General features: G+C 48.9%; 12 protein-coding genes and 1 riboswitch. Of the genes, 4 read left to right on the top strand and 8 right to left on the bottom strand.

Features of this window, described 5'->3' with window-relative positions:
• Nucleotides 1–10: 10 nt before the first annotated feature.
• A complete protein-coding gene (gene mch / locus ACBZ72_08125) occupies nt 11–976 on the top strand; it encodes a methenyltetrahydromethanopterin cyclohydrolase (GenBank protein XES76144.1) in 966 nt (321 codons plus the stop codon).
• Between the two features lie 56 nt (nt 977–1,032).
• Here the strand turns inward: mch and ACBZ72_08120 are convergent, their stop codons facing one another.
• Nucleotides 1,033–1,614, bottom strand: coding sequence for a hypothetical protein (locus ACBZ72_08120; GenBank protein ID XES76143.1), 582 nt, complete (start codon nt 1,612–1,614; stop codon nt 1,033–1,035).
• A gap of 397 nt (nt 1,615–2,011) precedes the next feature.
• Here ACBZ72_08120 and ACBZ72_08115 point away from each other — a divergent pair, with 397 nt between their 5' ends.
• On the top strand, nt 2,012–3,256 hold the full coding sequence (locus tag ACBZ72_08115) for a hypothetical protein (protein XES76142.1): 1,245 nt from the start codon (nt 2,012–2,014) through the stop codon (nt 3,254–3,256).
• A 9-nt stretch (nt 3,257–3,265) separates the two neighbouring features.
• Nucleotides 3,266–4,186: a metallophosphoesterase family protein gene (locus ACBZ72_08110; GenBank protein ID XES76141.1), complete on the top strand. Its 921-nt coding sequence runs from the start codon at nt 3,266–3,268 to the stop codon at nt 4,184–4,186.
• 11 nt (nt 4,187–4,197) lie between these two features.
• On the opposite strand, the gene ACBZ72_08105 is transcribed toward ACBZ72_08110, so the two are convergent.
• Nucleotides 4,198–4,689 (bottom strand): Ig-like domain-containing protein, encoded by a 492-nt coding sequence (locus ACBZ72_08105; protein ID XES76140.1) that lies wholly within the window; start codon nt 4,687–4,689, stop codon nt 4,198–4,200.
• A 191-nt stretch (nt 4,690–4,880) separates the two neighbouring features.
• Here ACBZ72_08105 and ACBZ72_08100 point away from each other — a divergent pair, with 191 nt between their 5' ends.
• Nucleotides 4,881–5,774: a RimK family alpha-L-glutamate ligase gene (locus tag ACBZ72_08100; GenBank protein ID XES76139.1), complete on the top strand. Its 894-nt coding sequence runs from the start codon at nt 4,881–4,883 to the stop codon at nt 5,772–5,774.
• Between the two features lie 12 nt (nt 5,775–5,786).
• Here the strand turns inward: ACBZ72_08100 and ACBZ72_08095 are convergent, their stop codons facing one another.
• The 6 genes from ACBZ72_08095 to ACBZ72_08070 form a co-directional block, all read right to left on the bottom strand.
• Nucleotides 5,787–6,413, bottom strand: a complete 627-nt coding sequence (locus ACBZ72_08095; GenBank protein ID XES76138.1) for a thiamine phosphate synthase — start codon at nt 6,411–6,413, stop codon at nt 5,787–5,789.
• Nucleotides 6,414–6,415: 2 nt separating this feature from the next.
• On the bottom strand, nt 6,416–7,468 hold the full coding sequence (locus ACBZ72_08090; protein XES76137.1) for an AIR synthase family protein: 1,053 nt from the start codon (nt 7,466–7,468) through the stop codon (nt 6,416–6,418).
• A complete protein-coding gene (locus ACBZ72_08085; protein ID XES76136.1) occupies nt 7,461–8,138 on the bottom strand; it encodes a class I SAM-dependent methyltransferase in 678 nt (225 codons plus the stop codon). Before ACBZ72_08085 ends, ACBZ72_08090 begins: the two co-directional genes overlap by 8 nt.
• 9 nt (nt 8,139–8,147) lie before the next feature.
• Nucleotides 8,148–8,690, bottom strand: coding sequence for an ECF transporter S component (locus ACBZ72_08080; GenBank protein ID XES76135.1), 543 nt, complete (start codon nt 8,688–8,690; stop codon nt 8,148–8,150).
• Nucleotides 8,681–8,792, bottom strand: a riboswitch (TPP riboswitch). It overlaps the preceding gene by 10 nt.
• Before the next feature lie 69 nt (nt 8,793–8,861).
• Nucleotides 8,862–10,757 (bottom strand): alpha-amylase family glycosyl hydrolase, encoded by a 1,896-nt coding sequence (locus ACBZ72_08075; protein ID XES78669.1) that lies wholly within the window; start codon nt 10,755–10,757, stop codon nt 8,862–8,864.
• 69 nt (nt 10,758–10,826) lie between these two features.
• Nucleotides 10,827–11,699, bottom strand: a complete 873-nt coding sequence (locus ACBZ72_08070; GenBank protein ID XES76134.1) for a nucleoside deaminase — start codon at nt 11,697–11,699, stop codon at nt 10,827–10,829.
• Nucleotides 11,700–11,788 lie beyond the last annotated feature (89 nt).

Below are 11,788 nucleotides of genomic sequence, written 5' to 3'. Positions count from 1 at the left end.
GCAAGCAACCTTGCACGAAAACCTAAGTGTAAACAGTTTAGCGTGGAACCTGTCCGAAAAACTTCAAGATAAACAAGCATTCTATGGAGTGCACGCCTCAAAATCTGCTGCAGGCGCCACCATCATTGACGCCGGGGTCAACGTTCCTGGTGGTTTCCAAGCAGGAAAAATGTTAACTGAACTCTGTTTGGGTGGCGCTGGCAAAGCTCAACTTGGCTTCAAAACCTACGGCGACCTAACCTTCCCTTCAATAACCATCTCAACAGACCACCCTGCAATTGCAGCATTAGGTTCACAGTTTGCTGGGTGGCGGATAAAAGAACCCGCTGGCTCCATCGCAATCGGTTCAGGGCCCGCACGCGCGTTGGCTTTGAAGCCTAAGACTGTTTTTGAGGAAATCGGCTACAAAGACGCTTCCGACAAGGCGGTTCTGACGCTGGAAAGTAACGTGCTTCCCTCAGACACCCTTATTGAGAAAGTCACCACTGCATGTAACGTGAAGCCCGAAAACCTCGTTGCAGTCGTTGCTCCCACAGCAAGCATCGCAGGCTTAACTCAAGTCACTGGACGAATCGTTGAAGTGGGCATCCACAAGCTCCGCACATTGGGCTTAGACCCCAAAACCATCAAGTACGCTTGTGGTTACGCGCCGATTCCGCCGCAGGGCAAAGACTTCGAGGTTGCTATGGCACGCACAAACGACGCTATCCTTTATGGCGGCACCGTTTACTGCACAGTCGAATCCGATGATGAGGCAGCGTTGCAGAAAATCGTGGAGCAGGCGCCATCCAAGATGAGCAAGGATTACGGGAAACCGTTTCTGCAGATTTTCCTTGAAGCCGACAAAGACTTCTACAAAATTGACCACAACCTCTTTGCCCCCGCTGTGCTTATGGTGAATAACGCAAAGACGGGCAAGGTTTTCAAGGCAGGCGAAATCAACCCAACCGTTTTAGCCCAATCACTGGGCTTCTAAGCTTTTCTTTTATTGTTTCTTTTTAAAAAAAGAAGAAATGGGCTCGAGTTCTGTTTTTAAGCTATTGCTTTTTTTGGGTTTTTTGTGAAGTGTGCTCTGACGAAGCTGTTGAAACCCTTATGGTACAATAGTGCAGTGACTATTATGCTTGCTATTGTAACTTCGACCAAGGCTTTTGGCAGTATAGTGAAGATGTACACATTTCCTCCGCTGAGCCCTCCCATTATCAAAATGAAGTATGCATAGGTGAATACGCCTTCGGGAATGTATGATAGAAAGGTTGCGGGGATTCCCAAAAGAGGCGAATAGGGTGAAGGATTTTTTTGCCCAAGTTTAAACGCTCTAGCGAGAAATCCAGCAGTCATGCCTGAAAGTCCTTTGCCAAGTGGCAATCCAATAAGTCCGACCGCTCCCCCAAATCCCAACGGACCAAACATGATTCCTGGCAAAACGCCTGCGATGAGTCCTGCAGTGAAGCCTACTGTTGGTCCTCCGTAGAATCCCGCTATGACTACTGCGATAATGGAGAGGTCTAATGCTATTCCAGGGGCGAATTGTCCGACTGTGTACGAGATTGCGAAGAGCGCGCCTCCTAGTGCGCCCATCATGACTGCAAGGGTTAGTTTTTTAGTGTCCATGTCGAGTCATCTTTGTTGGTAATGGCTGTGACTAATTATTTAAGAGTAGCTACCAAAAAAGGAGTTATTCTTCGTCAGTGGTTTACGCGTCTTTTTTTCTGTCGCTGGTTCAGCTAAAAGCACATCCAATTGCCAAAAATCGTTCCCGCTGCAGGGATCAGGCTTGCTATCTGCTCTAACAAACATAGTTTGTTTTCCACTATCTTGAATTCAACTCCTAACCTTTTTCTTTTTTTAAAAAATGATTAGCTTTCAAAACGGCAGTCGATAGTATGAAGGAAAACCTGTACTGCCGTGGAGAACGCCTCCTGTTAAATTCATAAAAATTTCATTTCGCAGTTGTAACTTGGGAAATTTGATAAATACTTCAAACTCTAAATAATCACCAGTGAGCGCCTTGACCCAACCCACCTTCTCCACCTCCAGCCTCAAAACTTGGCTTGAACAAGAAACAGGCTCCATCCTTAACCCCGTTCAAGCTCAAGCCCAAAAACACCGTGACGAAACCCAAAACGCCCTCCAAAGCCTCAGTGACGCCAGCAAAATGCTCAACGACAACAGCCAAAAAGAAATCGAAAAACGCAACATGAAACTTTACAACCGCGCCCGTGCCCTCAACAAACTTTCCGGCATCTTCATGGACCGCTTAAAGAAGCTCAAAGCCCCCGACCAGGTCTCCTTTGATAGCATCAACATTTATGCCAACGAAATCCAAAAAACCCTTGCCGTCATCGAAGTCGACGTTCGCAACTGGTTCCCCCGAATCAGCCCCTTCTTCATCATGGACCGCCGAAAATTCCTCGCCACCTACGAAAAAACCAAGTTCACCGCCAAAGCCTTCATTGAATTCGTAACCAAAGAATACATCAAATCCCAGACACTGGAGAAAACCTACCAACTCATCGCTGAACTGCAGAACGTTGAGCAGCAAATCGTCGGCATCGAAACTGAACAATCAAACCTGCAAGAGGAACGTTCTTTGTTGGAGAAGGAAATTGAGGCGTTGCAGCATAAAATGGCTCAAGTTAAGGGCAATGACACGCTGGAGCAACTGGGCAGTTTTGACGCTGAAGTGGATGAATTAAGCAACGAGCTGAAACAGACTTTACGGCACCTGCAAAAGCCCTTTCTGAAAATGCAGGCATTAGCCACGTACGGCGGAGGCGGCGGTATAACACCTAACGAGTTAAAGATGATTGGGCTCTACATGGACAACCCCTTTGATGCCATCGTGTCCGAGCAGCCAGGATGCCCCATGCTAAAGGGAATTTTAGAAAAATTCACCAACCTGCTTTCAGAAGACAAGCTGAAGCTAAAACCCGACAAGCAACGTAAAGCCCAACAAGACGTAGACGAAATCCTCAAGTCAGAAGCTTTAACAACTCTACACAAACGGTGCGTTGATGTCTCCAATCTCAAACGGAAGCTGCTGGATTCGCCGCAAATGGAAGAGGCAAAAAACAGCCTGACCCTGCTTACGCAGCAGATGGAAACGCTCAAAGTCCGAAAAGGCAGCATTGAGGATGAAGAGCGCATGAAGGCAAATCAAGCTCAAGACCTTAAAGACAGGGCGCAACACCTCAAGAAAAGCATAGAAGCAAACGTTCTCAGTTTCATGGGTAAACAAATCCAAATCCAATAGGGTCCCCACATGGATTTTCCACAAATAATTCAGGAGTCCAAAGCCGCAGCAGCCAACGCTTACCTCGAAGTAGTAGAAAAAGCGATTCACGTACTTTCCGACCCAAAAAGCACCGAAAACCTAACGGTGACGGGCAAGTTGGTCACTCTCAAACCCGTGGGGGAGGCGTTGGTTGTTGGGGACTTGCATGGCGACCTTGACAGTCTACGCGTCATTTTGGAGCAGAGCGGTTTTCTTGACAAACTGGAACGCGACAAGTTTGCGTCGATGATTTTTTTGGGGGATTACGGCGACCGTGGTGCCTTGTCGCCTGAGCTGATTTACTGCGTGCTTGAGCTTAAGTTGGCTTTTCCCCTGCAAGTTGTGTTGTTGCAGGGAAATCATGAAGGTCCCCCTGATTTGATGGCTTCTCCCCATGACCTGCCCGAATACCTGCAACGCAAATTCAAGCAAAACGGCTATGACGTGTATCAACGACTCACAGAACTCTTTTGTCACTTGCAGGTCGCGGTTTACGTGGAGAAACGTTACCTCATGGTTCACGGTGGACTACCCCACAACCTTCGAAGTCTCCAAGACCTCGCCAACGCCCAACAACTGTATCCCAAAGCGACGTTTCTTGAGGAGTTGCTTTGGAGCGACCCTGACGAGCAAATCCGCCGTTTAGGAACTTCTCCAAGGGGGGCTGGTTACGTTTTTGGCCAAGAAGTCACCGAGGAGGTTCTGGGGGCGTTAGATGCGCAGATTCTCATACGGGGACATGAACCCGCTGAGGCAGGCTACAAAATTAACCACAACGGCAAAGTGCTCACGTTGTTTAGCCGTAAAGGCGAACCCTACTTCAACCAAAACGGCGCCTACCTGCAGTTGCCGCTGGAGCCAAAATTTGAGAACGCCCATCAAATGGTTGCCTTCATTCACCCGTTCTAGCTGTTGTTGGCCTAGTGTTTTTTGCTGTCGTTTCTTCTCATCATGACTATAGCGGCAATTAACGCAGCCACGATGCTTACTACAACCACGATTATGATAGTTGTCGTTAAGCCTTCTGGGTATGGAACAAAGTTCTGTTGGGTTTCTGCGGCTGCAGTGTCTCCGTTTGCGTCGTAAGCCACCGCTTTCAGGGTGTGCAGACCTTCAGGGAATTCATCGGTGTTGTAGGACCATGCAAATGGTGTCTGGGTGTCGTCAAGTTGCAGTTCATCGTCAAGGTAGAATTCGACCCGTGTGGTGTCTTCTGAAACGTTGGCTTGTACTGTCCAGTTGCCTTGGGCGTCGTTGCCAAAGCTGCTGTACCCAAAGTCCTTGTGAAGCTTTAACGATACTGTGGGTTCAGCATTAACCTGTACTACCCCAAAGGCACCTATCCCCATGAATGCTAACGTAAACACTAAAACTGCCAGAATCACGATGCACTTGTTTTCTGTTTTCGCCAAAGCCTTTCCCTTTTCCACGAATAGTTTTCTATTGTAGTTTAACTAACTCCCTATAAGAATTTTATCTGCATATTGATTTTTGTATTTAATAATTGCAGCTTGTCGGGCGCAAGCGTGGTTTTTCCCGCGGAAACTTTAAGAGCCCAAACCAAATGCATTTTTGAAGGATAAAGTCCGCAGGAGAACCCTACGTGAAGATTGGAATAGCAACACGAAACATGGAAGCTTGGAGTAGCACCCAAGTCCGAGAATCACTCACCAAACGCGGCATACCTTATGTTTGTTTCACTTTTCCCCGACTAATCGCTCAGCTTGGAGGCAAACCCTACTTCAAAGCCAAAGACATTAACCTTCAAGATGTAGATTTGCTCCAAGACCTCGACGCCTTGCTCATCCGCCCCATCGGACGCGGAAGTCTTGAAGAGCTCGTGTTCCGTATGGACATGCTCTATAAGCTGGAACGCGAAGGCTTCTACCTCATCAACCCCACAGAAGCCATCGAACACTGCGTCGACAAATACGATATACTCTCCATTCTTGAAGACAACGGTGTGCCTGTCCCGCGCACTTTCGCAACCGAGAGCGCTAACTGGGCTTTGGAGGCATTCAATGAACTGGGTGGCGATGTCGTCATCAAACCCGTTTTTGGCAGTCGAGGCATAGGCGCAACCCGCGTCAACGACCCCGAAGTTGCCCTCACAGTCTTTAAAGCCATTACCTTCCAGCATGGCGTCATTTACCTGCAGGAGTTTGTGGAGCACGGCACCTCCGACATCCGCGTTTTTGTGGTTGGCGACCATGTTGTGGCGGCTATGCGGCGAGAAGCGGACGGCTGGAAAACCAACTACAGCCAAGGCGCCCGACCCGTTCCCATAACGCTGAGCAAGGAGTTTGAAGATATGGCTGTCAGAGCGGCGCAGTCGGTGGGTGCCAAAGTCAGCGGTGTGGACATTCTTGAGGGACCCGACGGACCCAAAATCTGCGATGTCAACAGTCAGCCGGGATGGAAGGGGCTGCAGATGGTGACCAAAGTTAACATAGCTGATGAAATCGTAGCCTTCATGCTTGACGAAATGAAAAGATAACTACTGCCTCGTTTAGCTGTGGCGTTTGAGGATTCTATCCTTAAAAGCCATAGCTGTTTGCTTAGGGTTTTCCGCCCTAAGTAACGCAGACGCAACCGCAACGCCATCCACGCCTGTCGCCAAAACTTTTTCCACATTCTCCAAATTTATGCCTCCAGCCGCAAACATCGAAAGCCCGGTCTCAGCTCTGGCGGCACTTATTTTTTCTAACGGCACTATCGGGCAGTGTGAACTGGTGCATGTTTGAAAAACAGCGCAAAACGAAACATAGTCAGCACCCACATTTTCTGCCCAGCGTAACTTTTCCATATCCGCGTTAACTGTGTAGCCTACTATACAGTTTTCACCCAAGGCTTCTCTTACTTCCGCAGGAACCGTCTCCAAGTTGTCAAAATGAACCCCATCCGCTTGAACTTCTTTAGCTAAGGCTATGTCCGTGTTTATGAGAAAAGGCTTATCGCGCCCCTGAGTCAATTCTGCCAATTTCACTGCCACCTTTCGAACTTCACTGTTTTCTTGCTCTGACAAAAACTGCACTATGTCAACACCGCCCTCCAAAGCCCTTTCAACCGCAAAAAGTAGTGCATCCGTGGGCAGTATTGGCGAAACAACCAGATACAATCCTTCCAGCTTGGACATGTTTATTTCCAGCCTTCCTGTGTTGCTTTCCAATATGCCGCCCAATACGGGTCAACGGTGGGTTTTTCCAAAGGCTTCTTTTTTCCTTCGGTTTTGATCCATCTGCCTTCTTTTTGGCTAATGATTTTTCCGATGACCGCGCTTTCTATGCCCTTCTCCTTCAGCGCTTGCTGGGTTTCATCTGCTTTTTTAGGTTTAACTGTCGCAATCAGGGTGCCTTCACTTAATGTAGAGTAAGGTGAGAGGTTAAACAACTCGCATATCTGCTTTGCTTCCTTGGTTACGGGGACCTTTGACAGGTCCACTTCTACTCCTACGCCCGACGCCTCCGTTAGTTCATAAAGTGCACCCGTTAAGCCTCCCTCCGTGACATCATGCATTGCGGTTACGCCTTTTTCTCTGCGCCCCACCGAAGCAACCGCTAAGGCATCTTCCACTACACTGAACTTCTCCAAGTAGGCGTGCGCTTTTTTGAGGAAGGCTGTGCCGAAGGCGTTTTCGATGGTTTGGGGGAAAACCCGTGTGAGGATAGCGGTTGTGGCGATTGCGGTGCCTTTGGTCATTAGCACGGCGTCTCCTGGTTTGCTCATGGTGCTGTCTACGTATTGGTCTTTTGGGGCAAACGTCATCATCACGCCCCCACCCACGACTGTGTAGTCGGAGCCTACATATCTGCCTGTATGTCCACCCACAATGGCTACCCCAAGTTTCTTGCATTCCTCGTCGATGCAGTTCCAGTATTCCTCAAACTCTTCGTTCTTCATGTGGGGCGGTAGATTGAGGTTTGCCATGAAAAATCTGGGTGGAAACCCACATGTTGCTAAATCTGACGCGAGAAGATGTATCGATATGTAAGCTGAATCTCTGAAGCCCAGAGCAGGAATGACTGATAATGGGTCTGCGGTTGCGATGAGAACTTGGTCGCCATTAGCTTGGATTACAGTGTTGTCTCTGCCGTGACCTGGACCGACAAGGACCGCTTGGTTTTTGGCTCCTAAATGAGCATAAACTGTTCTTTCAATCAAGTCTATTGGAAACTTGCCGATTTCACTCATTTGATTCATGCTCCACTTTTACGGCGATGCCCAGAAACGCTCCAAACGGTAAACTGGACGATTCGAGGTCTCCGAAAACCGATGGAAAAACCGTTGTATCCCACACCATTGCCTTTCGCTTGGTTTGGGTTTGCTTTAGCATTTGTTCTATGTCCTTTACGGCGTAGAAGTGTGCATTTTGGTAGTGCCTGCTTCTTCCTGAAGTCGTCTTGACCTGTTTTGTTAGTGTTGAGAGGCTGAATTTGTTGAGCAGCCCAATAACCAAACCCTTCTTGGCAACCCGCAAAGCTTCAGATAGCGCCGTTTGGGGGTCACGGATAAACTCTAAGCTTGTTATGAACGCAACTATATCCACGGATTGGGCTGCGAAGGGCAACTGTGTTGCTTCGCACTGAACAAGGCAGCTTTGGGTCCACGTGTTTTTTGCTTCTTGCAGCATGGGCTTTGATACATCAGCGCCGTAACATTGCAGTCCCAGTGTTGCCATCCATTTTGTGAAGTGCCCTGTTCCGCAACCAACCTCTAACACTTGACTGATATCGTTAAATTGTGATAGCATTTTTTCCAGCAGCTTTTTTTCCAGAGCATCTGCTCTGCGGTACTTGGTTTTGTAGTATGCTTCGTATTCTTTGGCGGTTTTTTCCTCGGTGTACACCGTTTTTTCATTCATTTCTTTCATCTAAGCTAAATATTTGCTGTTTAGCATCCTGCGGACTGCAATGAGCACAACAAAGGTGATGGGTACAAACACGAAGTCAATGAACACCCCAAGGTCAAATATGGCAAATGCTATGCCAAACATGGCAAGGTCGATGACAAAGAAAATCATAGTCTCCACCACAACACCCAGCGTCATTCCTGCGATTTCGCTCTTTTTGCGCAGCAACCCGACTGCTATTGCCATTGGGGTTCGGGCGGCAATTAATCCGAACAGGTAGATGTATTGAAAGCCTGGGGGAACAACTATGGTTCCGACGCTTATGCCGGTTAAGTAGCCGATTGCGCATCCTATGGCCGTGGCTGCGCCCCCAACTTTTGGTCCCAAAAGAATGGCTACGGTGAAGATTATCACCGGCGCCAAGTTTATGGTTGAAAGTGGGGGTGGAAGGGGTATGGCGATTATGGTTGTAACTGCGATTAATGCAGCCATAATTGCGGTTAAAGAAATTTTTTTGGATTGAGAAATCTGGTTTGATTTATAGTTTTTTGCGTTTAGGTTCACTGTTTTTTCCCTCCGCCAGTATTATCTGGGTCAGGTTCATTGGGTCGACAGAAGGAACTGTCCTCTCAGCCGGGTCATTTCCCAGCTCCCCGAATTACCTTTTAAAGAAAGATTTGAACTCAGCCTAAAAGGCTTATCGGTTTAAGCCTTGACTGAGCCGATTCGCCTTCGTTACGCTAAGATTGCCATTCCCGCAGCGGGCAAATGCACCAAAACAGTTGCCTGTCCCTCAACGTACTCCACAGGAACCGCCCTTGCTGGGTTGGGAACCTTTGCCAGCTCCGCGTCAGTCCAGTCGCTCAAATACAGAAAACTCATGCTCGACTCTTTGGGGTGAAACCGCGAGTCCAGCAGAACCCTTGCAGTCTGCTCTTTTTCCCCATTCGTATTAAGGGCAACCAAAACGTCTTGGTCAAAGAAGACTCGCGACCACGCCACGATGTCTCCCGCGGAAGGTAACGCAAACTGGGCGTCTGGTGGTTTGGCGGTTTTGTGCAGGTATTGTCTGCCGCGGCGAAGTGCTAAGCCAACCATGTTTTTCTGGTTGCGTATGCGGGCGATGGCGGCGATGCGCATGTAGGTGGGGTTTTTGGGGTCAAAGAAGTGGCAGCCTTGGGTTTGGAAGGCTCCGAATTTGCCGCCGAACATGCATTCACGGATGTAGCGGTCGCCGTAGGGGACGTCGCCTGATGTTGTGGGTTCGATGGCTGAGTCGTGTTGGTCTTCGGAGCCGTCAAAGGCTTGCTCGGTGCCGTAGTAAATGCACGGAATCCCCAAAGTCGTCAGTTGCACGCCTACCGCGTGGGCGGCTTGTTGGTGTTTATGTTTGATGTTGTTGCCTGCGCTGAAGCGGCGTTTTCCCCCGCGGGAACCCACTTTGTCATGGTCGTCCAATATGGAGACGTGGTAGCGTCCGATTACGCGGTGGCTGCCAAATTGGTCTTGGTCTTTGCCGCCGAACTGGTTAAAGAAGTCTTGGGGGTTGCCAAAGCCTTTGGTCATGTCGGCGATTCGGTCTGCAGGTTCGCCTATGTCAAGGGCTGCGTCGATGTTCATGCCAAAAATGTCCAGATAGTTGCTTATCATTTTCGCGCCCCCCGTTACCTCGCCTAAGAGTAGGAAGTTTTCTTTGCCTATGGATTCGGCGTATTCGCGGATGGCGCCGCAGAAGTTGCGGGACGCCTCAAACGACGTGTGTTTGACGGTGTCTATGCGAAAGCCGTCGCAGTCGCTTAAGGCAATCCAGTACTGGTAGGCGCGGATGAGGGCGGAGAGAACTTCGTTTTTGCTGTGGTTGAGGTCTTTGAGGTTGAAGAAGTCGCCTCTTCGAAACTCGCAGTCATCATGCATGGGGTTTTCCCAGTCTGCGGGGTCCCAATGCTCTATTTTTCCTGCGCGAGTGTACCACTCTGGGTTCTGGAATTCAACGGGCCACACGCCGTCTTGGGCGGTTGCAGCTTGTGTTGCAGGGCGCCCGTTTTGGTTTCGCCACCAGCCAAATGGGTAGGGCGGCTCAAAACGGTACGGCAAAATGTCGCTGGCGTATCCTTCCTCGTTTTGGTAGAACCAGTTGTTGCCTGAATGATTGTAAATCACGTCCAAAAGCACATACAACCCTAAATCGTGAGCTGCATCCACCATGTCCCGCAAATCCTGCCGCGTCCCAAACCGTGAATCCACATCAAGGAAGTTTTGGATGGCGTATCCGTGGTAGGAGTCGTTAAGGTCTGGTCTTTGCTGCCAGACGGGTCCAACCCAAAGTGTGGTGGCGCCTAAGTCTTTGATGTAGCCGAGTTTGCTGGTGATTCCTTTTATGGTGCCTCCTTGGAAGGTTTTGCCGCTTGCCATCCACCTGCCCTTGTCTGCTAGATGCGCTTCTGGGGTTGCGCGGTTGAAGAGGGGTCGGGTTGCTTCGTTGGCGTCGCTGAATCGGTCGGGAAGCAAAAAATACACGATTTGGTCCTGCCATGAGGCGGGGCTGGGGTGGACTTTTCCTCGGGGTTTAAGGTATGCTTGAGAAATTTTGGTTGGAGCGGTCGGCTCAATTGTGGTTGACAAGAAAAACACCTTACAAGGATACTGGCTCTTGGAGCTAATTAACAATTCGATACCCAACCAATGCGGGCTCTATAGAGCTCACTTTTCTGCTATGCGAATACTCTCTTCACAATACTTTGTGTAAGGTCTTAGGTTTTGGTAGTTTCTTGAAAACTCTAGATGCGGGTCAATTTGCTTAAGCAACGTGTCAGTTGCGTTTTCGTTTAGTTTTCTACAAATGATTCTTGTGTCTACGCCAAGTATTTTGCAGGCTTCCAAAGTGGGACAGAAGTTTTGGGAATGGAAAACAATCTCGTGTTCAGTTCTTGATACAACTGGAGCTTGATCTTCCGTGATGCCCAACCGTTCTAAAAGTAGCCTATAGCCTGAATCCAGTATGTCTTTGGTTATGACATCCTCAAGCTTTTCCCGATTTTCCTTAAACCACTTAACCCGCCTTTGGGCTGAATTGATATTAAGCGCCTTCAGAGCTTCATCGTTTGCGTTACGAAGCTTCCTAATCTCTGCCCTAACGTCTTCTCGGTACAAAACCGTGCATTCTTCATGTAACACTTTCTCATGTACAACAACCTTTACGCCTGCCCTGTGAAATAGCTCCACGCAAGACAGGTCTATCCGCCTTCTTCCCTGCTTAATCGCTTCCTTGGTTGAGAATCCGTAGGCGATTTCGGCTATACCCGACCAAATCACAGCCGTGGCGCACATGGGACACGGTTCATGCGTTGAAACCAAGATACAGTCTGAAAGATTTTTGCCCACTTTGCGTGAGGCTTTTTGGATAGCGAGAAGTTCTGCGTGGGCTGTGGCGTCGTTTTCGGTGCACTCCGTGTCATGAGCAGACGACACAACTTGTCCATTTTTAGCGATGACTGCGCCAAACCCTTTGTTTCCTTCGCGTAAACTTGCTTTCGCCTCTTCTACCGCTTGCTTCATGTACTTTTCCAGTTTCATTCAACTGCCCCGTTAACTGCCAATTAGAAGACCATGTCGGCTATACCAAAAAAGGGTTTTCTCGCCTTAATCCGATGTGCCCAAAAAAG

The sequence above is a fragment of the Candidatus Bathyarchaeia archaeon genome (genome assembly GCA_041447175.1).
Classification (GTDB): domain Archaea; phylum Thermoproteota; class Bathyarchaeia; order Bathyarchaeales; family Bathycorpusculaceae; genus JADGNF01.
The sequence above is the reverse complement of the archived record's forward strand: the minus strand, read 5'-3'. Positions and strand labels throughout refer to the sequence as shown.

Excerpts from the sequence above, each read along its gene's own strand:
- ACBZ72_08120 (XES76143.1), bottom strand. The coding sequence starts at position 1,614 with ATGGACACTAAAAAACTAACCCTTGCAGTCATGATGGGCGCACTAGGA.
- ACBZ72_08110 (XES76141.1), top strand. The coding sequence starts at position 3,266 with ATGGATTTTCCACAAATAATTCAGGAGTCCAAAGCCGCAGCAGCCAAC.
- ACBZ72_08095 (XES76138.1), bottom strand. The coding sequence starts at position 6,413 with ATGTCCAAGCTGGAAGGATTGTATCTGGTTGTTTCGCCAATACTGCCC.
- ACBZ72_08090 (XES76137.1), bottom strand. The coding sequence starts at position 7,468 with ATGAGTGAAATCGGCAAGTTTCCAATAGACTTGATTGAAAGAACAGTT.
- ACBZ72_08085 (XES76136.1), bottom strand. The coding sequence starts at position 8,138 with ATGAATGAAAAAACGGTGTACACCGAGGAAAAAACCGCCAAAGAATAC.
- ACBZ72_08070 (XES76134.1), bottom strand. The coding sequence starts at position 11,699 with ATGAAACTGGAAAAGTACATGAAGCAAGCGGTAGAAGAGGCGAAAGCA.